The organism is Actinomadura rudentiformis, from assembly GCF_008923185.1.
Classification (GTDB): Bacteria; Actinomycetota; Actinomycetes; order Streptosporangiales; family Streptosporangiaceae; genus Spirillospora; species Spirillospora rudentiformis.
The window spans coordinates 74,979-96,293 of sequence record NZ_WBMT01000031.1; the positions used below are offsets into that span (position 1 = coordinate 74,979).

The following is a 21,315-nucleotide window of genomic DNA, read 5'->3' on the forward strand; positions in this document are numbered from 1 at the left end:
CACATGCAGACCGTCGCCATGGTCGGCGAACGGCCTTTCTAGAGCGGAGAACCCGATGACGCCCGTACTGCAAAGCTACGCGCAGGACACCTGGCAGGACGGCGACGGCCCGGCCAAGCCCCTGCTGGACGCCGCCACCGGCGAACCCGTCGCCCTGCTCCCCGCCACCGGTCCCGACCCTGCCGCGATGCTCGATCACGCCCGCCGGACAGGTGGCCCGGCGCTACGAGCGCTGACCTTCACCCAACGCGCGGCCATCCTCAAAGACCTGAGCAAACACCTTCGGGACCACCTGGACGAGTTCGCCGGACTCAGCACCCGCACCGGTGCCACCCGCCGCGACACCGCAGTCGACGTTGACGGTGGCATCGCCACTCTGGCCGTCTACGCCGGGAAGGCCGCCCGTGAACTGCCCGACGCCGCGATCCTGCCCGATGGTGAGATCGAGCCCCTGGCCAAAGGCGGCACCTTCGCCGGACGCCACATCCTCGCCCCACGGTTGGGGGCCGCGGTGCAGATCAACGCCTACAACTTTCCCGTCTGGGGGATGCTGGAGAAGTTCGCACCCGCATTTCTGGCCGGAATGCCGTCGGTGGTGAAGGCCGCTGGCGAGACCGCCTACCTCACCGAACTCGTGGTCCGGCGCATCGCCGAGTCCGGACTGCTCCCCGAGGGCGCACTGTCCCTGCTGTGCGCCGATCCCGCCGGTCTGCTGGACGCCCTCTCGCCGCAGGACACGCTCTCGTTCACCGGTTCGGCGGCCACCGCCCTCGCCCTGCGCACGCACCCGGTGGTCGCCGGCCAGGCCGTGCCGTTCAACGCCGAAGCCGACTCCCTCAACTGCTCCATCCTCGGCCCCGACGTCACGCCGGACGACCCGGAGTTCGAGCTCTTCGTCGACCAGCTCGTCACCGAGATGACCGTCAAAGCCGGGCAGAAGTGCACTGCGATCCGCCGTGCCTTCATCCCCACCGGGCTGGCCGACGCCACCGCCGCGGCGGTCGCCGAAAGGCTCGGCCGAGTCGTCGTCGGACATCCCGGACATGCCGACGTCGACATGGGGCCCGTCGTCAGCCTGGCCCAGCGCGATGAGGTCCGTGACGCGGTCGCGCGGCTTGCGGCGGACGGCAGAGTCGTTTTCGGCGATCCCGCCCGGGTCGACACCATCGCCGCCGACTCCGAGCGCGGCGCCTTCCTCTCGCCGATCCTGCTGCGTTGCGACGACGTGGAGGCGTCCGCTCCGCATGAGGTCGAGGCGTTCGGACCGGTCAGCACCCTGCTGCCGTACGACGATCTGGAGTCCGTCGCCGACGCCGCGGCAAGGGGACGAGGCAGCCTCGCCGGCTCGATCGTCACCGCCGACCACGAGAGCGCACGTGTCCTGGTGGAGTCCCTGGCGCCGTGGCACGGCCGCCTGCTCGTCCTGAACCGGGACGACGCCGGCGAATCGACCGGCCACGGGGTGGCGATGCCGCAGCTGGTCCACGGTGGGCCGGGACGCGCCGGAGGCGGTGAGGAACTGGGAGGCCTGCGCGCCCTCCATCACTACCTGCGGCGCACCGCCGTGCAAGGGCACTCGGATTTCCTCGCCGGGCTGGCCTGACCCGCCCGTTCGTTCATTCGTCGGCGGTCAGCGCCGTCCAGCGTGCCTGGGCGGCGTCGTGCCATTGCCGGTGCAGGTCCTTGAAGACGTTCGCGGCCCGGATGCCGATCCAGTGCGGGGGGAGGAGCACCAGGGGGAGCTGTGGATCCAGCAGGGGGAACCGCCGCCACAGGTGAACGAGGCGGGTCTGCGCGAGCAGTACCTGGTCACCGGGAGCAGGCCGCATCCCGGCGAACTCCCGGACGAAATCCTCGTACGCGGTCGCCAGCTCACCCAGATGCCATGCGGTCTCGACCATGTCGGACTCCGAGCCGATGCCGCCGAACGGCCCGCAGAAGGACAGCACCTCCGCGTCCAGGCCCAGGCTCTCCACCACCTGCTTGGCCTCGGGCTCCCGGGAGACATGGGGACTGATCCACACCCCGGGTGCCGGGCTGCCCATGCCGGCCCATGTCAGGCCGTTGCGCAGCTGATGGCGCAGGTCTCGCTTGGACTCGGGGACGCTGGCCAGGAGCACCAGCCACCGCCCGTCCCAGGACTCGCGGTCCCGGCCGAACGAGTAGATCCGCTCCGCGCCCTCGGTCAACATTGCACGGCCGTGCTCGGTCAACGCCCAGCGCACCCGGCGGCCCGCGCGCTCGGACATGATCCAGCCGTCGGCGGCCAGCCGGTTCAGGGCCTGGCGGGCCGACTTCTCCTCGACCTCCAGTCCCGCCAGGACGTGCAGCAACGCCGAGGTCCACACCGGCTCGCCGTGCGGCAGCACGTACTCACCGAAGACCGTCAGCAGCAAGGCCTTGGCGCTCCCTCCGCCCGTTCGCTGGCGGCGGCTCATCGATGGGACGCGGATACCCTCTTCGTCGTCGGACACGGCTGGTGGGATGCTCCTCCGCTTTTGGGCGGCCCGAATCGGCCATCGTCCAGGTTACAAGGGGGGAACGGGCAGTCAGTTCAGTGTCCTCGGGCGTTCGCCGACTACTCAGTAGGCGCGAGAGCAGCGCAGGTCGGGGCGGTCTCATGCCATTCCTCCCTCTTCCCGCGCGTGGTGCGCGGCGTCGGCGCGAGTCAGCGCGCGAACCGGTCAGCCGACGCCAAGAAGGGCGTGGGCCCGGTCGCGGTCGGTGCGGAATTCCCTGGTCGAACTGCGGTGAACGATCCGTCCCTTCTGCATCACGGCCACCTCGTCGGCCAGCCGGAAGGCCAGGTGCAGATCCTGTTCGACCAGCACGGAGGCGATGCCCTCGCCGCGCAGGCCTGCCAGCACCTCGGCGACCTGGTCGATGACCGCCGGTGCGAGCCCGTCTGACGGCTCGTCGAGCAGCAGCAGGCGCGGGTCCCTCAACAGCGCCCGCCCGATGGCGAGCATCTGCTGCTCCCCTCCGGAGAGCTGATCGCCACGGTTGCTGCGGCGTTCGGCCAGCCGCGGCATCAGCTCATAGATCCGCGCGACCGTCCAACGACCGGGCTCGCGGCCGGGGCTGCGGCCGCGCTTAAGGCCGTGCTTGTGGCCGGCCGCGATGTGCAGGTTCTCCTCCACCGTGAGGGGCGCGAAGACGCGGCGGCCCTGCGGAACGATCGCAACCCCGTGACGCGCCGCCACGTGGGCGGGCGATCCGGCCAGTTCGCGGCCGTCCACCAGGACGCTGCCGGAATAGGGCTTCACCATGCCCATCACGGTGTGCAGGAAGGTGCTCTTCCCGACGCCGTTACGGCCGAGCAGGGCGACCACCGTCCCGGTGGGCACCGTGAAGTCGACTCCGTCGAGCACCGTGGTCCCGTCGTAGCCCGCCTTCAGATCCCGTACAGCCAGCGAATTCGTCATCAGCGGTCTCCGGCTTCGATGAACAGGTCTTCGGTGCGCGCGGTGCCGAGGTAGGCCTGCTGCACCTGCGGGTCGCCCTGGACGCGCTCCGGCGGTCCTGAGGCCAGGACCCGGCCCAGATGCAGGACGGTGACCCGGTCGGCGAGCCGGAACACCACGTCCAGGTCGTGCTCGACGATGAGCAGGGTCAGGTTGCCGGGCAGCCGCTGTATCAGCTCGACGAACCGTTCGGTTTCGGCCGCCGACATTCCGGCGGTGGGTTCGTCGAACATCACCAGGGTCGGCTGCGCGGCGAGGACCATCGCCACCTCGAGCTGCCTGCGCTCGCCGTGCGACAGCGCGGCGGCCTTCGCGCCGGCCCGGTCGGCCAGCCCGACCGAGTCCAGGTGGCGGTTGGCCTCGGCCTCCGCTCGCCGGAAGCGCCACGCGGCCCGGTCGAAACGATGGGCCACACGGTGAACGCGCTGGACGGCCAGCGCGACGTTGTCCAGCACGGAACAACCCAGGAACAGGCTGGAGTGCTGATACGTGCGCAGCATGCCGCGCCGTGCCCGTTCGGATTCGGGCAGTGAGGTGACGTCGGCGCCTGAGAACAACACCTGTCCACCGGTCGCCCGCAGCGTCCCGGCCACCGTCGCGAACAGCGTGGACTTGCCCGCGCCGTTCGGGCCGATCAGCGCGTGCCGTTCGCCGGGCATGACCTTCAGGTCGACGCCGTCGACGGCGGCGAGGGAACCATAGGAACGGGTCAGGTCTTTCAGTTCCAGCAGGGCGGTCACGACGCGCTCTCCCTCCGGTGGGCTCCGGCCGGCCCGGCCGGTCGGCGGACTCCGGTCGGCGCGGTCAGCCCGGCCAGCCCACGGGGGACCAGGAAGACGACGGCGACGAACAGGCAGCCCAGGACCAGCGGACCGTGACCGCCGACGTAGGCCGACAGGTTGTCGCGGACGAGCAGCACCACGGCCGCCCCCAGGCACGGACCCCACAGGCTCCCTCTGCCCCCGATGACGACGCTGAGGAGGGCGAGCGCCGCGATCTCGAACCCGAGATCGCCGGGCGAGATGAAGCGGGCCTGCGACACCCACAGCGCACCGCCGGCTCCGGCGACTCCGCCCGCCAGACAGAACACACCGAACCTGGCGAGCGTCGGACGGTAGCCCAGAGCGCGCATCCGGGCCTCGTTGTCCCGGACACCGCGGAGCGTCCGCCCGTACGGAGACCGGGCGACCAGCGCCACCGCGGCGAACACGACGATCGCCACCGCCAGCACCCACCAGTACACGAAGCCGGCGGCGATGATCGGTGGACCGCCGAACAGGCTGATCGGCGGCATCCCGCTCAGGCCGTTGCTGCCGCCGACCGCCTTCCAGGTGTCGGCCACCTGGTGAACCGACTCGCCGATCGCGAGCGTGAGCATGAGGAAGACGATGCCGCGCGCCCGCACGGCGACCCAGCCGGTCGCGGCGGCCGCGATCACGCCCGCCGCCAGAGCGGCCACGACCTGTACCGCGGCGTCCGACGTCACGTGCAGACCGGTGAGGACGGCGGTGTAGCCGCCGACTCCGAAGTAGGCCGCCTGGCCCAGCGTGGGCAGGCCCGTGATCCCGGTCAGCAGATCGACGCTGAGAACCAGGACCGCGAAGGCGAGGATCCGCGTCATCGTGGTCACCGGATACGGCCCGAGGACCAGGGGCGCCGCCACCAGCAGGGCGATGACCGGGACGGCGACCAGCGGACCGCGCGGGCCCCGGCGCCGTGCCGGGCCGGCGACGACGTCGCCGTCCTGCCGCTCGTATGAGGACTCGACCTCTGAAGCCGCTGTCATGCGTGCACCGCCGTCCGGTCGGGAAGCAGGCCGGACGGCCGGAGCACCAGCACGACGGCCATCGCAGCGAAGATCATGAACGAGGCGTACTCGGGCAGCAGCGCGGTGCCCAGGGCCTGGACCTGGCCGATCAGGACGGCGCCCAGCAGCGCGCCCCGCACCGATCCCAGACCACCGATCACCACCACGACCAGCGCCAGCAGCAGCACCTTCTCGTCGAGGCCGGGCTGGGCGCCGAGAATCGGCCCGGCCAGCACCCCGCCCACCGCGGCCAGCGCGGCTCCCGCCGCGAAGACGCCGACCAGCACCCGGCCGGTGTTGATGCCCAGTGCCGACACCATGACCCGGTCGGCGACGGTCGCCCGGATCACCGAGCCGAGGCGGCTGCGTTCGACCAGGAAGTAGACCGCCACCGCCAGGACCATCCCGAACGCGATCACCAGCAACCGGTAGACCGGATAGGTCTCGCCGAACACCGTGACGCCGCCGTCGACAGGCGCGGGCGCGGCCACCGAGTGCACGTCATTGCCGAAGCCGACCGCGAGCAGCTCGGCGATCACCAGGGCGACGCCGAGAGTCAGCAAGGCCTGGTCGAGATGATGCGGTGTGGCCCGCGTCAGACCCGCCAGAGCGCCGCCGAGAATGGCCCCGGTCGCGGCGGCGACAAGGACCGCCAACACGAAGACCGCCATCCCGGCGCCGTCACCGACCACGGCCACCGCCACATACGCGCCGGACAGATAGACCGCGCCGTGAGCCAGGTTGAGCACGTCCATCATGCCGAACACCAGCGACAGGCCCAGCGCGATGGCGAACAACAGCGAGCCCATGGCCAGCCCGTTGAGGACGCTCACAAGATAGGTGTCCACGGCGGCGCGCTCAGCCCAGCTCGCGGATCACCGCGTTGACGGTCGTCCCGCCGCTGGAACGGACCTCGCGCAGGTAGTACTTCTGCTGCGCGTCGTGATTGGAGTCGAAGGACCACTGGCCGCGCGGGCTGTCGATCGTCCCGACGCCGGCGAAGGCCTTGATCAGTTCAGTGCCGTCACTGTTCTTGGTGTTGGCCAGCGCCTTGTCCAGAACGGCCGCCGCGTCGTAGGCCTGGACCGTGTAGACCGTCGGCGCCTTCTGGAACGCCTTGCGGTAGTCGGCCACGAACTGCTTGTTGCGCGGAGTGTCGATTTCGGTGGAGTAGTGCAGTGAGGTCTTCACCCCGACCGCGGCCTGGCCTTGGGCGTCCAGCACGCCACCTTCGGTCAGGAAGCCGGTCCCGTACAGCGCCGTCTTGTCGGCGAGCCCGAACTGCTTGTACTGCTTGACGAAGCTCACCGCCTCTGCGCCGGCGTAGAAGCCGTAGACCGCCTTGGCGCCTGAGCCGCGGATCCCCGACAGGTAGGGCTGGAAGTCCTGGGTCTTGCCGAACGGGGTGTACTTCTCGCCGGCGACCTTGCCCCCGGCGGCCTCAAAGGTCTTGCGGAACCCGGCGACCATCTCCCTGCCGGCGGCATAGTCGGCCGCGATGAGGTAGACGCTGCCATCGACCTCCTTGGCGACCGCGGATCCGAGAGGGGCGCCGACCTTTCCGTTGGCGAAGCTGGTCCGCCATATGTATTCGGACTTGCCGGAGCCCGTGATGGCGTCGGCGCCGGCGTTGGCGACGATCAACGGCTTCTTGGATTCGGTGAAGAAGTCGCGGAGACCGAGCGCGGTCGCGGAGTTCACCACCCCGACCACCACGGAGGACTGGTCCTGGGTCACCAGCTTCTGTGCGGCCGGCACCCCGGTCTGCGGCCCTTCACCTTCGTCTGCCGTGACCACCTTCACCGAACGGCCGCCCAGCTTGCCTCCGTGCTGGTCGAGGTAGAGCTGGAAGCCGTTGCGCATGTCCTGGCCGAGCGGCGCGTAGACCCCGGAGAGCGGCACCAGCAGCCCGACCTTGATCTCGCCACCGGATCCGCCCCCACTGGACTGACCCAGGCTCGACCCCGAACAGGCGGACAGCACGAGTGCGCCCAGTGCCAGCGCCGGAACCGTCGCGGCCCGGCGTGATCGGAGAACAACGGAGAGAACGCCCATGGCGACTCCTCAGGAGAACGGCGCGACGCGCTGACAGGTGCGCCCAGAATCTACAGAAACTACACGTCACGTCAAGAGTTTGTATCTAAACCATGGCGACGTCTCGCACGGCAAAACGCGGCGTTCGGCAGCCAGAAGCGCAGAGTGCGCCCCATAGATCGACAAGTAGTCGTCGGAACGGCGTAAAACCATTGACTGTTTGTCAGTGCTTCGCCAGACTGGCGACGAGTGTGTCCTGCCTCACATCAGCGACCCGCCGGCTCCGTGTGATGTCCGCCGGGCTGTCAGGCGTGGAGGGTGGCCTGGCCGGTGGCGCGGACACCGATGCGGTCTCCGGGGCGAGGGGCGACGTGGTCGGTGATCCGGATGTTGACGGGGGTGTCCAGGCCGTCGACGGCGACGGTGACCATGGCGTCGTGGCCGAAGTAGCGGACGTCGGTCACCGAGCCGGAGGGCGTGCTCTCGCCGGGATCGGAGAGGCGGAGTTGCTCGGGGCGGAGCAGGACGGTTCCCTGGCGGGGGGTTTCGGCGGTCGCGCCGGTGGGCGTGCGGATCTCCACGGTGCCGAGGGCCGTGGTGGCCGTGCCGTTCACGACGGTGGCGGGGAGGAGGACGGCGTCGCCGACGAAGCCGGCTATCCAAGGGTCGGCCGGGTGGTCGTAGACGTCCTGGGGAGTGCCGCACTGGGCGATGCGTCCGTCGCGGACGACGGCGACGATGTCCGCTGTGGAGAGGGCTTCCTGCTGGTCGTGGGTGACGAGGAGGGCGGTGGCGCCGATGGCGTGGAGGGCGGCGCGGACGTCGGCGCGCACCCCGGCGCGCAGTGCGCTGTCGAGGGCGTTGAACGGTTCGTCGAGCAGGACCAGTGCGGGTTCGGGGGCCAGGGCGCGGGCCAGGGCGACCCGCTGCTGCTGCCCACCGGACAGTTCGTGGGGCATCCGGTCGCCATAGCCGGCCAGGCCCACGAGGTCGAGCATCTCCTCGGTGCGCTGGCGGCGGGTGGCCCGATCGGTGACGCCGAACGCCACGTTCGCGGCCACACTCAGGTGGGGGAAGAGCGCGCCCTCCTGGGGGACGATGCCGATGCGGCGGCGTTCGGGGGGAACGTGCGTTCCGGGGCCGGTGAGAGTGCGTCCGCCGACGGTGACGGTTCCGGCGCGGGCGCGCAGGAAACCGGCGATGACGCGGATCAGGCTGGTCTTGCCGCAGCCGGAGGGACCGAGCACGGCTGCCAGCGAGCCGCTGGGGACGGTGAGGTCGATCCCGTGCAGCACGGTCGTGTCCGGACCGTACCCCATGGTCAGGCCCTCGATCCGCAGGTCGGTCATGTGCGCCTTCCGAGGAGATACGAGGGGACGGCGGCGAGCAGGATCAGCACCGCGGCGTACGGCGCGGCGTCGGCGTAGGATCCGACGCCCGTCTCCGTCCACAGCCGGGTGGCGAGGGTGTCCATGCCGGTGGGACGCAGCAGCAGGGTCGCCGGCAGTTCCTTCATGCAGACCACGAAGGTCAGGGCGGCGCCCGCCGCCACACCCGGCGCGGCCAGCGGCACCGTCACCTCCCGCAGGACCCTCAGCGGACTCCGGCCGAGGGATCGGGCGACGTCCTCCAGCACGGGTGGGGCTTGGAGGACGGCGGCGCGGGTGGCGGCCACCGCGACCGGCAGGAACAGCACGGCATAGGCGCACACCAGCAGCGGCAGCTCCTGGTAGAGCGGATAGGCGTAGCGGACGGCGAAGAAGACCATCGCGAGGGCCACCGTGATCCCGGGGAGGGCGTGCCCGGCGTAGGCGGCATGCTCCAGCAGGTCGGCGACCCGTCCCCGGTAGCGGGCGGCGACCACACCGACGGGCAGCGCGAGCACGGTGGTGAGGGCCGCGCCGAGAGCGGCCACGGTGAGCGTTACGCCCGCGATGTTGACCAACCCGGCGAGATCCCAGGTGCCGGAATTCCCGACCGTGAGCCAGTAGCCGAGCGTGCCCAGCGGGAAGGCGACCGCGGCGGTGACGACGGCGGCGCACCAGGCCAGCGCGGGGATCACCATCCGCCCGAGCGGTGCGGGGACGATCGGGCGAGCCGTGCCGGTCCCCGTCCTGGAGTGCCCGCGACGCCCTCGGGTGCGCGTCTCCATGGCGACGAGGAGCACGGTCATCACCACCAGGACGATGCTCAGTGCGGCGGCCGGAGTGCGGTCGAAACTGGCCCGGTAGGAGGTGTAGATGCCACGGGTGAACGTGTCATAGCGCATCAGCGACACCGCGCCGAAGTCCGACAGCACGTACAGCGCGACCAGCAACGCGCCGCCGGCCGCGGCCGGACGCAACTGCGGCAAAGTGACGCGGAGGAACGTCCGGACCGGCCCGACGCCAAGGGACCTGGACACCTCCTCGTGCGCGGGGTCGGTCCCCCGCAGGGCGGCGGCGACCGGAAGGTAGACGTACGGATAGCTGACCAACGTCAGCGCGATCGCCGACCCGGTGAAACCCGCCAGTTCCGGCATCGCCGACAGCCACGCGAAGGCAGCCACGTAACTGGGCACGGCCAGCGGCACGGTCGCCACCACCGACCAGACAGCAGCCCCCGGCAGCGCTGTGCGCACGGTCAACCAAGCCAGGGAGATGCCGAGGATCAGGCAGGCCGCCACGACCACAACGGCCAGGCCCAGACTGCGAGCCAGCAGCAGGCCGGTGCCCTCGGTGGCGACCACCCCCCAGGCGAAGCCGGGCCCCCGTTCCATCGAGCGCACGGCAAGGTAGCCGAGCGGCAGTAGAGCGAAGGCACCGGCCAGGCACGCCGGTCCGAGCAGCCCCCAAGGAGCGCGGAGCGTGCTCATGCGAGGTCAGACCATCCCGGCTTCCCGCAGCATCGCCAGGGTCTGTTGCAGAGAATCGAGCTTGCCCAGGTCAACGTTCGGAGCCTTGAGGGACTCCAGGGGCGGCAGACCCGGAACCGTGCTCTTGACGCCGGAGGCGAGCGGATACTCCTTGGTCTCGTCGGAGAAGTAGGTCTGGGCGTCCCTGGAGAGCAGGAAGTCGACGGCCTTCTGCGCCGTCGCGCGGTGCTTGGCGCCCTTGAGCACGCCCACGCCCGCCACGTTGATCAACGCGCCGGGGTCGCCGCCAGGCAGGTAGTGGAGCTTGGCGGTGACGTTGTTCGCGCCCTTCTCGGCGACCTTCTCGTACCAGTAGTAGTGGTTGAGCAGGCCGAGGGCGACCTGCCCCTTGTCGACGGCGTCCAGCAGGGCGAGGTTGTCGTCGTAGGCCTTGACCCCGTTGGCCTTGAGACCCTTGAGCCACTCCCGCGTGGCGTCGTCGCCCTTGAGGACCCGCATTCCGGTGACGAACGCCTGGAAGGACGCGTTGGTCGGCGCGTAGCCGACCTTGTCCTTCCATTCCGGCTTGACCAGGTCGAAGACGCTGTTCGGCGGCCGGGTGACCTGCCTGGGGTCATAGCCCAGCACCCGGACGCGGCCGGAGAGGCCGACCCAGTCGCCCGAGCTGGAACGGAACGACGCGGCCACCTTGTCGAGGGTCGCCTGCGGCAGTTTGTCCAGCCGTCCCTGCTTGGTCAGGGCTCCGAGAGCTCCTGCGTCCTGAGACAGGAACAGGTCGGCCTTGGTCTTGTCGCCCTCCTCCAGAAGCTGCGCCGACAGCTCGGAACTGGAGCCGTAGCGGACCTCCACCTTGGTGTCGACGGCCTTCTCCAGCTTCTCCAGCAACGGCTTGACCAAGCCTTCGTTACGGCCGGAGTAGATGACCAGACCGGCGTCCGACCCGAAGACGCCGCACGCCGTTCCCAGCGGAAGCAGGACGACCATCAAAACGAATACGGAAGTGAAACGCGCCAGCGGGTATCGCATGATCATCCTAGGGATGTGTCCTTCAATCATCTTGGCAGGTAGGTTAGCCTTACTTAAGATACGCCGCGTGAGCAACCCCCACCCGAGCCACAAGGCGGTCCCCTTCGCCCGTGAGCTGGCCGATCACGGCGACCGTGCCGCGGTCATCACCACCGGCGGCGCACTGTCCTACCGCGAGCTCGCCGCCCGGGTGGCCGAGACCGTCCAGCGCCTGGGATCGGAACGGCGCCTGGTCCTGCTGGCCGGCGCCAACACCGTCGACGCCCTCGTCATCTACTTGGCGGCGCTGGCGGGCGGACATCCCCTGCTGCTGGTTCCCCACGACCGTCCCGAATCAACGCGGTCGCTGATCGACATCTACGACCCGGACATCGTGGCGTCCCCCGATGGCGCCCTCGACGAGCGCCGCCAGGTTTCCGCGCACACACTGCATCCAGACCTCGCGCTGCTGCTGAGCACCTCCGGATCCACCGGCTCGCCGAAACTCGTCCGCCTGTCACACGAGAACCTGCAGGCGAACGCGGTCGCCATCGCCGGCTACCTGGGCATCCACGACGGTGACCGTGCCGCCACGACGCTGCCCATGTCCTACTGCTACGGCCTGTCGGTCATCAACAGCCATCTTCTGCGCGGCGCCGGGTTGATCCTCACCGAACTGTCGGTGACCGATACCGGCCTCTGGGAGCTGTTCCACAAGGCGCGGGGCACGACCTTCGCGGGCGTCCCGTACACCTTCGACCTGCTTGACCGGGCCGGTTTCGCCGACATGCACCTTCCCCACCTGCGGTACGTCACCCAGGCGGGCGGCAGGCTGCCCGCCGACCGCGTGACCCGCTACGCCGCACTGGGCCGCCGGCGCGGGTGGGACCTGATCGTCATGTACGGCCAGACCGAGGCGACGGCCCGCATGGCCTACCTCCCGCCGGACCTCGCGGCCTCCCATCCCCACGCGGTGGGCATCCCCGTTCCCGGCGGTTCCTTCCGGCTCGAACCACTGCCGGACTGGCCGGGCCCCGATACCGGCGAACTGGTGTACTCCGGGCCGAACGTGATGCTCGGATACGCCGAGGGCCCCTCCTGCCTGGCTCTGGGCCGGACGGTGGGGGAGTTGCGCACCGGCGACGTCGCCCGGCTCAACTCAGCGGGGCTGTACGAGGTCGTGGGGCGGCGCAACCGATTCGTGAAGGTCTACGGGTTGCGGATCGATCCCCAGCGCGTCGAAGCGGCACTCGCACGCCACGGCCTGACCTCCTGCTGCACCGGCGACGACGAGGGGCTGGTCGTGGCGGTGACAGGTGACGTGGACGCCCGGCACGCCCGGCGGCTGGCGGCGTCCGAATGCGGGCTGCCCGCCCGGGCGGTCGTTGTTCATGTCCTGGCCGAGCTGCCCAGGCTCGGCACGGGAAAGCCCGACTACGAGGCCGTTCGCCGGCTGGCCCGGCCCGAGCCGGTGTCGGTCACGGATCTGTGCCGCCTGTACGCCGAGATTCTGGACCGTTCCGACGTCACCGCCGACAGCAGCTTCGTCAGCCTGGGTGGCGACTCGCTGTCCTATGTGGAGATGTCACTGAGGCTGGAGGAGGCACTGGGCTTCCTGCCGGCCGACTGGCCCACCCGGCGCATCCGCGACCTGCGGCCGCCCTCCGGACGCCCGCGATGGCGGACCGTGGAGACGGGCATCATGCTGCGCGCGGCCGGCATCGTCCTCGTCGTCGGTTCGCACATCGGAATCTTCACGATCCGAGGCGGCGCGCATCTGCTGCTGGCGGTGGCCGGCTACAACTTCGCGCGGTTCCATCTCACCTCGGCCGGCCGGCGCGAACGCCGCAGGCACGTGCTGGGCGCCCTCACCCGGATCGCCGTGCCGAGCGTCGCGTGGCTCGTGCTGATGGCGCCTCTCACCGCCGACTACCACCTGTCCGACGCCCTGCTCTTGGACAGTGCGCTCGGGCGCAACAGCAACTACTGGTTCGTCGAGGTCATCGTCTACATCCTGCTCGCCATGATCGCCTGGCTGAGCGTGCCGGGGCTGGACCGGGCGGAGCGGCGCTTCTCCTTCGGCTTCGCTTTCGGCTTCCTGCTACTCGGACTGGTCGCCCGCTTCGACCTCCTCGGCTTCCGCAGCCTTCTGGACCTGCCATCCGCGATCGTCGCGTTCTGGATGTTCCCGCTCGGCTGGGCCGCGGCGAAGGCCCGCACCCGCTGGCAGCGGTTGCTGGTGACCGCGGCCGCCGTGACCACGGTTCCTGGCTACTTCGGTTCCGGGGAGCTGGTCCGGGAGACCCTCATCATCAGCGGCCTGGCCCTGCTGATCTGGCTGCCCACGCTGCCGAGCCCGGGGCTCCTCAACCGCCTCATCGGTCCGGTGGCCGCCGGTTCCCTGTACATCTACCTGGTCCACTGGCAGGTCTATCCGCTGGTCGAGGGCCATTCCCAGCTTCTGGCCCTGCTCGCCTCGCTGGCCGTCGGAGTCGCGTACGCCGCCCTCGCCACGAAGATCATGCGGCGTTGCCAGACCGTACTGCGGACGACGCCGACGGCCAGGACGTGGGCTCCGCCTTGTCGGCCTTTCTCCTGGGCTGGGGCCATGGAGTGCAGCAGACTGAACCTGGCGACTGCGAGGAACCGGGACGGGCCGTACAGGCGGGAGAGGGATCATCGAGGACGATCGCGGCGTTGAGCTGATGTTGACCGGGCTTCTGGAGGCCAGTCATCTGGCGTCGATCGAGCAGGTGCCCGGTCTGGTCACCCGGTACGCCCGGCAGGCGGGCTTGGACGAGGTGCTGATCTACCTGACCGACGTGCAGCAGACCGTGCTGCGGCTGCTGACCGGCCGCGGCGGGAGCGGCGGGGAGGGCGCCGACTCTGAGATCGCCGAGCTGAAGATCGACGCCACGCTGGCCGGACGCGCCTTCCAGGACGTGCGGATGCTGTCCAAGAACGATCCCGACGGGCGGGTGGAGTACTGGTGGGTGCCGTTGCTGGACGGCACCGAACGCCTGGGAGTGCTGCGCGTGCGCGCCATCGGGACCGGCGCTGAGGACGAGATCACCGGCCGCATGCGTCATCTGGCGTCGCTGGTGGCGTTGATCCTGGTCAGCTGCCGGCCTTACAGCGACTCCTACGCCCGGCTGGTACGCACCCGGCCGATGAACGTGGCCGCCGAGACCCAGTGGAACCTGATGCCGCCGCTGACCTTCGCCAGCCCCAGTGTGGTGATCGGGGCGGCGCTGGAGCCGGCCTACGAGGTCGGCGGGGACGTGTTCGACTATGCCATCGCCGGTGACACCGTGCATCTAGCGATCTTCGACGCGATGGGCCACGACGTGGCCGCGGGGCTGGCGGGCAACCTGGCGATGTCGGCCTGCCGCAACCAGCGCCGCCAGGGCATGGGCCTGGCCGACAACAGCGAGGGCATCGAACGCCTCCTGCTGCGCGAGTTCGGGGAGGACACCCGGTTCGTCACCGCGGTCATGGCCGATCTGGACACCACCACCGGCCTGCTCACCTGGATCAACCGCGGGCACCATCCGCCGGTGGTCATCCGCGGCGGCCGCTGGAGCACCAAACTGCCCTGCCCGCCTGCCCACCCCATGGGCCTGGACCTTGGCCGGCCCGTCACCGTGTGCACCGAGCAACTGGAGCCGGGCGACCGAGTGCTGCTGTACACCGACGGCATCACCGAGGCACGCAACCGCCAAGGCCAGGAGTTCGGCCTGCAACGCTTCATCGACTTCGTCATCCGCCACAATGCCGCCGGCCTCCCAGTGCCCGAAACCCTGCGCCGCCTGATCCGCGCCGTGCTGGCCTATCACGACGACAAACTCCAAGACGACGCCACCGTGCTGCTGGTCGAATGGCACGGTCCGGCTGCCGAGGGACTCGCGGACGACCCGGCCGCGTCTCGCATACCTGGCTGACGATCACCAGCTCCGGTCGCCCCCAATGTGAATGAATGAACGTCCAGGTCAGTCCATAGATTGCTTCCGAGGGCGCTTGTCTCATTACCCTGTGGATAGGGACTTATAGTGTTCGGTTCGATACTCTACGTGAGATTCTCCTGGGGTCGGATCGACGAAAGAGGTCCTGGATCATGCATGGGAATCTCCTTGGCGGCTCTCCAGAGGTCGCCGCTGCGGCGGGGCCGTGGCGGACGCCGGGGCCGACTGGTCTGGGCACGGCCGCGGCCGCGTTCCCCTCGCTGTTCGGCGCCTGCCGTACTGAGCGTGGCTGCCCGCCACTGGCGCTGGCTCCGCAGGTGGCGTACTCGGAGCGATCGTGGGGAGACGGCAGCGCGCCGCTCTTGTACTGCCCGCCGGTCGAACGCGTCGATGACCGGCTCGGCGCCGAGGTCGACGGGCGGTTGCTGACCTGGGCCGCCGAACGGGGCTTCCAGGAGCATGAGCTCGACGGGCTGAGCAAGGCCCAGTTCGGCCGCCTCGCCATGCTCACCCATCCCGACACCGATGATCCCGACGCCCTCCTCGTCGCCGCCCAGCTCAACGCGAGCTGGTGGGCCGCAGACGACTACTACGCCGACGACTCCGCACTCGGCGCCGTGCTGGCCCTGCTGCCCGAACGGCTCACCCTCGCGATGTCGGCGATGGACCCGCCGCCGCCCGCGGGCGAGTTCACGCCCCCGCTGCAGGACGCATTGCGCGACGATCTCGTGCTGCGTATGTTCGTCTCGGCCGTCGAGCACCTCGGCCGGCACGCCACGCCCGCCCAGGTCCAGCGGATCTGCTACTCGACGTTCGCCATGTTCGTGAGCTGGACGGCGTACGCGGCCTGGCGCGAACGCGATGAACACCCGGCCGCCTGGGAGTATCTGGCGGCCCGCCAGCACGACAGCTTCTACACCTCCATGACCCTGATCGACGTGGTCGGAGGGTACGAGCTGCCCGCGAACCTGTTCTACGACCCGAGGGTGCGGCACGCGGCGTTCCGGGCGGGCACCGCGTCCGTCATCGTCAACGACCTGCACTCGGTGGAGAAGGACGCCGCCGACGACAAACCGGTGTGCAATCTGGTGCTGCTGGTGGCGGCCGACCGGGGCTGCTCGCTCCCGGAGGCCGCCGAGATCGCCGTCGCGCTCCACAACGACCTCGTCCGCGGCTTCGAGCGCGACCACCAGGCACTGGCCGCCGTCCCGTCCCCGCAACTCCAGTGGTTCCTGCGGGGACTGAGGGCCTGGATGGGCGGCGGCTTCGAATGGCACGCGACCAACGCCCGTTACGCCTCCGCCACCAGGAAGGACCCCTCATGACAGCCACCGCTCCCACCGAAAGCGTCCTGGCCAGCGCCTACCAGCGTTCGGTCGCCGACTACTGGAACGCCGAACGCGACCCGGTCAACCTCGAACTGGGCAAGGTCTCGGGCACCTACCATCACCACTACGGCATCGGCGAGCCCGACTGGTCGGTCCTGGAGGGCCCGGAGGAGACCCGCGCGGAGCGCCTCACCGCCGAATTGCACCGGCTGGAGACCGCACAGGCTGATCTCCTGCTTGAGCACCTGGGCCCGATTCCGGCCACGGGGCGTCTTCTGGACGCCGGGTCCGGGCGGGGCGGCACGAGTTTCATGGCCAACCTGCGATTCGGCTGCCAGGTGACGGGAGTGTCGATCTCCGAGGAGCAGGTCGCCTTCGCCAACGAGCAGGCCGGACGCCGGGCCGTCGCCGACAAGGTGACCTTCGAGTTCCGCAACATGCTCAACACCGGCTTCGCCACCGGCTCGTTCGACGGCATCTGGAACAACGAGTCCACGATGTACGTCAACCTCGACGAGTTGTTCGCCGAGCACAGCAGGCTCCTGAAGCCCGGTGGCCGCTACGTGTGCATCACCGGCTGCTACAACGACGTGTACGGGCTGCCGTCCAGATCGGTCAGCCAGATCAACACCCATTACATCTGCGACATCCATCCGCGCAGCGCCTATTTCGCAGCGATGGCCGCCCACCAGCTCGTCCCGATCAACGTTATCGACCTGACCCAGGCCACGATCCCTTACTGGCGGCTGCGGGCGCGTTCCCATCTGGCGACCGGCATCGAGGAGGCGTTCCTCAACGCCTACACCGACGGAAGCTTCCACTACCTGCTGATCGCCGCCGACCGTATCTGACCACCACGACCGCGACGGTGGCCTCGCGCCAGACGCCGGCCCGGCCCTGACGACTCCCGCCGACGGCGACTTCGGCGTGCGGCGGGAGCCGGGCCGGCAGGTCTTCGACCTGGGCGAGCCGTACCGGGTCGTTCACCGGCCCGAACTCCGCCGAAGCGGCTACGGATGCCGGCACCCGGCCGTCTCGCGTTCATCAGCATCGCCGGGAACGATGACGGGGGAGTTACCGCCGAGTTCCAAGTGGAGACGTTCCGCGTCCGCGGCCGCCGCGGCCGCGATCTGCCGGCTCTCAGCTGCGGCGGATCAGCTGGCGGCGATGAGGGCGGCGGCGCCCAGTGACTCCACCCAGAAGTAGAACCAGCTCGGGTAGAAGCGTGCGGGCCGGTCCGCCATCCGTCCCACCAATCGCCCAAAGGCCATCCCGGCCAGGGCGATGCCGACCGCGACCACTGCTCCTGGCCGCAGCTCGGCGATGTCGGCTGCGGCGCAGGCCAGGAGGAGGGCGATCGCGACGCCGAACCCGCCGTATACGGCTCGCACCTCCGTCCGGGCCTCCGCGGAGGCGAGGGTGATCCCGAACGGTTTGATCAACGTGGCGGGGGCGATGAGCCCGAAGATCCCCATGCCGAGGAAGAACATGGCCACCAGGCCGATTACTGCGGTGTTCATGACGACGACCTCCGAACGATGTTTGGCATCGCTGGAGAGAATGGATCCATGCACCGTCAGCCCGCTTTCAAGAACGTGCTCCCGGGGGAGAGGGGAGCCGTCTTGTGGCTGTGGCCTGGGCAGGCTCTCTACGCCGGACCCTCACTGGATCTGGACATGCACGCCGGGTCGGTCGCCTGTCTCGCGGTGGGCGTCGACGCTCCGTTCAGCGTACGGGCGGAGGGGGGCCAGGCGATCGCCGCGCGCACGGCCCTCGTGCCGCCGAGGTTGAGCCACCAGCTGGTCGCGGGCGGAGATCAGATGGTTTTCTGCTATCTCGATCCGGCCTCGCGACGCGCCCGCGCCTGCCACGCTGAAATGACCTCTGAAGGCGGCGGGTTCCTGCTCGGACATCGCGCTGAAGAGCGTCTGATCAGGCTTGGCGAGGCCATCGCCGAAAGCGGGGAGGAGTGGCTCCGGACGGCCGCCCCGGTGGCCGCGTCCGCCAGAGCCGACGAACGGATCCGGGCGGCGACACGGCGACTGCTGGACCAGCCCGAGTCCCTGATCTCGGCCGACGAGATGGCTGCTGCGGCCGGACTGTCACGGTCGCGCTTTCTGCACCTCTTCAAGGCCCAGACCGGCACCAGTTTCCGCCGCTATCGGCTGTGGACGAGGATGCTTCGCGCGGCTTCGCTGCTGGACGCCGGGCACGATCTCACCACGATCGCGGCGGAGTCGGGATTCGCAACGCCGTCGCATCTGAGCAGTGCGTTCCACGGCATGTTCGGGCTGACGCCGTCCAGGCTGCTCTCCGCCGGGCTCACTATCCGGATCACTTCTTTCCAGGCCGATCAGTGAGGTAGATCACACCCCTGGGACGCCTGTTCGATGTCACGTTCCGGCCTCCTCGTTGCGTCTCGTTCCCGACGGCCCTTTCCCGGCCGTCGTGAGGCGCCGAGGAGGTGGCATGAGCGCGATCACGGAGGGGAACGCGCCCGGACGGTTCGACCTGACGATGCTCCATGCGGTGTACGGGGCGTTTCGCCGTGACACGGCGCGCCTCGCGGCCGCGTCTGAGGCGGATCGTGCCGTCCTTGGTCCGCCGCGCGATCTTTGGGTTCTTTTCAGGTTCCACTGGCGCGCCCAGCTCGCTGCCGAACGGCGGGCGCTGTGGACGGTGATGCGCGGCCGTGCGGGCGGCACGGTGCTGGACGAGATGGACGAACGGGCCGTCCGGCTCATCCCGTTGCTCGACACGGTCGACGCGGCGCTGCAGCACGGAGACCGGACCGTGCTTACCGGCGGTGTGCCGATGCTCCGAGACGCGGTGCACACCTATCTCGACCATAAGGAAACCCACGTCCTGCCGCTGATCCACGAGACGCTCACGCCCTTCGAGTGGGCCACGTTCGACGTGGAGTTCCGCCGCGAGGTGGGCGTCAGGGGCTTCGGGGTCTTCCTGTCCTGGCTCCTGGACGGCGCCCCCGAGACCACGACCCGGGCTGTCATGCGCCTGATGCCGCCGCCGGTGCGGCTCCTCCACCGGACCGGGTGGCTGCCCCGGCACGCGCACCGCGCGGCATCCCTCTGATCTCGCACGCGACGAAAGGACTTTGAGAATGGCAGGAGCGCAGACGCCGCCGAGGTCACTGGAGGCCACGACGCGGGCCCTGGACGAACGTTTCGGGACGACCGGCTTCGCCCGCAAGGCCATGCGCAAGGCGTTCCCGGACCAGTGGAGCTTCCTGCTCGGCGAGATCGCGATGTACTCGTTCGTGATCCTGCTGCTGACCGGGGTGTTCCTGACGCTGTTCTTCAAGCCGAGCATGCACGAGGTCGTCTACGACGGCTCCTACGCGCCGCTGCGCGGTGTGGAGATGAGCGAGGCGTACGCGTCGTCCCTGAAACTCAGTTTCGACGTCCGTGGAGGGCTGCTGGTGCGGCAGATCCACCACTGGGCGACGCTCGTCTTCATGGGGGCGATCCTCCTTCACCTGCTGCGCAACTTCTTCAGCGGGGCGTTCCGCAAGCCGCGGGAGCTGAACTGGATCATCGGCGTGGTCATGTTCATGCTCGTGATGCTGAACGGCCTGTTCGGCTACTCGCTCCCGGACGACCTGCTCTCGGGCACCGGCATCCGCATCCTGGAGGGCTTTCTCGCGGGGATCCCGGTGATCGGCACGTACCTGGTGATGTTCCTGTTCGGCGGGGAGTTCCCGGGGACCGACATCATCCCGCGGCTGTACATCATCCACGTGCTGCTGATTCCGGGGATCCTCGCCGCGCTGATCCCGCTGCACGCCATCGTGCTGACCTGGCGGCAGACGCACACGATGTACCCGGGACGCGGCGGCTCCAACTCCACCGTCCGCGGTTACCCGTTCTTCCCGACGTTCATAGCCAAGACGACGGCGCTGTTCCTGTGGATCCTTGGCGTCACGACGCTGATGGCCGCGTTCATCCAGATCAACCCGATCTGGCTGTACGGCCCGTACGACCCGGGCGCCATCAGCGCCGGTTCGCAGCCGGACTGGTACATGGGCTGGCTGGAGGGTGCCCTGCGCATCATGCCGGCGTGGGAGATCAGCGCGTGGGGGCACACGCTCACGCTGAGCATCGTGATCCCCGCGCTCGTCGTCCCGGGAGTGCTGTTCACCGGCCTGGCCGTCTACCCGTTCATCGAACGATGGGTCACCGGCGACCACGCGATCCACCATCTGCTGGACCGGCCCCGTGACGTCCCCGCGCGGACCGGCATCGGAGTCGGCGGCGTCGTCTTCTACGGCCTGCTGTGGGCGGCCGGCGGCAACGACGTCCTGGCCCACCAGTTCGACATCCCGCTGTTCTGGACGACGTGGTTCTTCCGCGGCGCGGTGATCCTCGGGCCCGTGCTCGGCTACGTCATCGCCTACCGGATCTGCGTCGGGCTCCAGCGGCGCGACCTCGCCCTCGTACGTCACGGGCTGGAGACAGGTGTCATCCGGCAGGCGCCCGACGGAAAGTTCGCCGAGGTCCACCGGCACCTGCCCGCCGGGAAGACCGCCGCGATCACCGACCCGCGCCCCGCTCCCGCCGTCCCGCTGGACGTGCCGCCCCCGGTGAACGACGTCGAGAGCCCGCAGGCACGCCACCGCCTGACCCGCGTACGTGCGGCCCTCAACCGCCGCTTCCGCGCGGACCTCGCCACCGTGCCGGAGCAGCCGAACGGCGACAAGGCCATAGCCGACCGGGAGACCACCTCAAGCAGCTGACTGTGCAGTGCCGGACAGGGCGGTCGTGATGACCGCCCTGTCCGGCGTTACTTGCGCCAGAACGTTGACCTTCGTGACGCACCCCACATATTCAGGTCAATTCCGATC

At 69.6% G+C, this 21,315-nt stretch carries 19 protein-coding genes; 8 read left to right on the forward strand and 11 right to left on the reverse strand.

Translation table 11 applies throughout. From position 1 onward, the window contains the following. The first annotated feature begins 55 nt into the window (after positions 1–55). Entirely contained in the window at positions 56–1,603 is a 1,548-nt protein-coding gene (gene paaZ, locus F8566_RS45810) for a phenylacetic acid degradation bifunctional protein PaaZ (RefSeq protein ID WP_151570051.1), read from the forward strand. A gap of 13 nt (positions 1,604–1,616) precedes the next feature. Here the strand turns inward: paaZ and F8566_RS45815 are convergent, their stop codons facing one another. From F8566_RS45815 to F8566_RS45855, 9 genes are all read right to left on the reverse strand, one after another. Continuing rightward, positions 1,617–2,474: a PaaX family transcriptional regulator gene (locus tag F8566_RS45815; RefSeq protein ID WP_225994128.1), complete on the reverse strand. Its 858-nt coding sequence runs from the start codon at positions 2,472–2,474 to the stop codon at positions 1,617–1,619. A 210-nt stretch (positions 2,475–2,684) separates the two neighbouring features. After that, the gene (locus tag F8566_RS45820; protein ID WP_151570053.1) at positions 2,685–3,425 is read right to left on the reverse strand and encodes an ABC transporter ATP-binding protein; all 741 of its coding nucleotides are present in this window, start codon (positions 3,423–3,425) and stop codon (positions 2,685–2,687) included. Further along, a complete protein-coding gene (locus F8566_RS45825; protein ID WP_151570055.1) occupies positions 3,425–4,204 on the reverse strand; it encodes an ABC transporter ATP-binding protein in 780 nt (259 codons plus the stop codon). Before F8566_RS45825 ends, F8566_RS45820 begins: the two co-directional genes overlap by 1 nt. Beyond that, positions 4,201–5,250, reverse strand: a complete 1,050-nt coding sequence (locus tag F8566_RS45830) for a branched-chain amino acid ABC transporter permease (RefSeq protein WP_151570057.1) — start codon at positions 5,248–5,250, stop codon at positions 4,201–4,203. The genes F8566_RS45825 and F8566_RS45830 overlap by 4 nt, the downstream gene beginning before the upstream one ends. Next, complete coding sequence (locus tag F8566_RS45835; RefSeq protein WP_225994129.1) at positions 5,247–6,119, reverse strand: branched-chain amino acid ABC transporter permease; 873 nt, start codon at positions 6,117–6,119, stop codon at positions 5,247–5,249. The genes F8566_RS45830 and F8566_RS45835 overlap by 4 nt, the downstream gene beginning before the upstream one ends. 10 nt (positions 6,120–6,129) lie before the next feature. Further along, positions 6,130–7,326: an ABC transporter substrate-binding protein gene (locus tag F8566_RS45840; protein ID WP_151570059.1), complete on the reverse strand. Its 1,197-nt coding sequence runs from the start codon at positions 7,324–7,326 to the stop codon at positions 6,130–6,132. A gap of 284 nt (positions 7,327–7,610) precedes the next feature. Then, positions 7,611–8,654: an ABC transporter ATP-binding protein gene (locus tag F8566_RS45845; protein ID WP_151570061.1), complete on the reverse strand. Its 1,044-nt coding sequence runs from the start codon at positions 8,652–8,654 to the stop codon at positions 7,611–7,613. Further along, complete coding sequence (locus tag F8566_RS45850; protein WP_151570063.1) at positions 8,651–10,159, reverse strand: ABC transporter permease; 1,509 nt, start codon at positions 10,157–10,159, stop codon at positions 8,651–8,653. The genes F8566_RS45845 and F8566_RS45850 overlap by 4 nt, the downstream gene beginning before the upstream one ends. A 6-nt stretch (positions 10,160–10,165) precedes the next feature. Then, complete coding sequence (locus F8566_RS45855; protein WP_225994130.1) at positions 10,166–11,191, reverse strand: iron ABC transporter substrate-binding protein; 1,026 nt, start codon at positions 11,189–11,191, stop codon at positions 10,166–10,168. Positions 11,192–11,252: 61 nt separating this feature from the next. Between F8566_RS45855 and F8566_RS45860 the strand changes: the two genes are divergently transcribed. The 4 genes from F8566_RS45860 (at position 11,253) to F8566_RS45875 (ending at position 17,305) form a co-directional block, all read left to right on the forward strand. Further along, positions 11,253–13,865 (forward strand): AMP-binding protein, encoded by a 2,613-nt coding sequence (locus tag F8566_RS45860; RefSeq protein WP_225994131.1) that lies wholly within the window; start codon positions 11,253–11,255, stop codon positions 13,863–13,865. A 4-nt stretch (positions 13,866–13,869) separates the two neighbouring features. Beyond that, on the forward strand, positions 13,870–15,105 hold the full coding sequence (locus F8566_RS45865; protein ID WP_151570069.1) for a PP2C family protein-serine/threonine phosphatase: 1,236 nt from the start codon (positions 13,870–13,872) through the stop codon (positions 15,103–15,105). Between the two features lie 173 nt (positions 15,106–15,278). After that, complete coding sequence (locus F8566_RS45870; protein ID WP_151570071.1) at positions 15,279–16,451, forward strand: family 2 encapsulin nanocompartment cargo protein terpene cyclase; 1,173 nt, start codon at positions 15,279–15,281, stop codon at positions 16,449–16,451. After that, positions 16,448–17,305 carry a geranyl diphosphate 2-C-methyltransferase gene (locus F8566_RS45875; RefSeq protein ID WP_151570073.1) on the forward strand — a complete coding sequence of 286 codons (858 nt, stop codon included), beginning with the start codon at positions 16,448–16,450 and terminating at the stop codon, positions 17,303–17,305. Before F8566_RS45870 ends, F8566_RS45875 begins: the two co-directional genes overlap by 4 nt. A 159-nt stretch (positions 17,306–17,464) precedes the next feature. On the opposite strand, the gene F8566_RS52740 is transcribed toward F8566_RS45875, so the two are convergent. Further along, the gene (locus tag F8566_RS52740) at positions 17,465–17,584 is read right to left on the reverse strand and encodes a hypothetical protein (protein WP_151570164.1); all 120 of its coding nucleotides are present in this window, start codon (positions 17,582–17,584) and stop codon (positions 17,465–17,467) included. A gap of 24 nt (positions 17,585–17,608) precedes the next feature. Further along, positions 17,609–17,974, reverse strand: a complete 366-nt coding sequence (locus F8566_RS45885) for a DUF4345 family protein (RefSeq protein WP_151570075.1) — start codon at positions 17,972–17,974, stop codon at positions 17,609–17,611. Positions 17,975–18,022: 48 nt separating this feature from the next. On the opposite strand from F8566_RS45885, the gene F8566_RS45890 reads away from it, so the two are divergent. The 3 genes from F8566_RS45890 to qcrB all read left to right on the forward strand — a co-directional run bounded on the left by F8566_RS45890 (position 18,023) and on the right by qcrB (position 21,207). Then, on the forward strand, positions 18,023–18,814 hold the full coding sequence (locus tag F8566_RS45890) for a helix-turn-helix transcriptional regulator (protein ID WP_151570077.1): 792 nt from the start codon (positions 18,023–18,025) through the stop codon (positions 18,812–18,814). A gap of 109 nt (positions 18,815–18,923) precedes the next feature. Next, entirely contained in the window at positions 18,924–19,547 is a 624-nt protein-coding gene (locus F8566_RS45895) for a hemerythrin domain-containing protein (protein ID WP_151570079.1), read from the forward strand. A 28-nt stretch (positions 19,548–19,575) separates the two neighbouring features. Continuing rightward, on the forward strand, positions 19,576–21,207 hold the full coding sequence (gene qcrB, locus F8566_RS45900) for a cytochrome bc1 complex cytochrome b subunit (protein WP_151570081.1): 1,632 nt from the start codon (positions 19,576–19,578) through the stop codon (positions 21,205–21,207). The last annotated feature ends 108 nt before the right edge of the window (positions 21,208–21,315 follow it).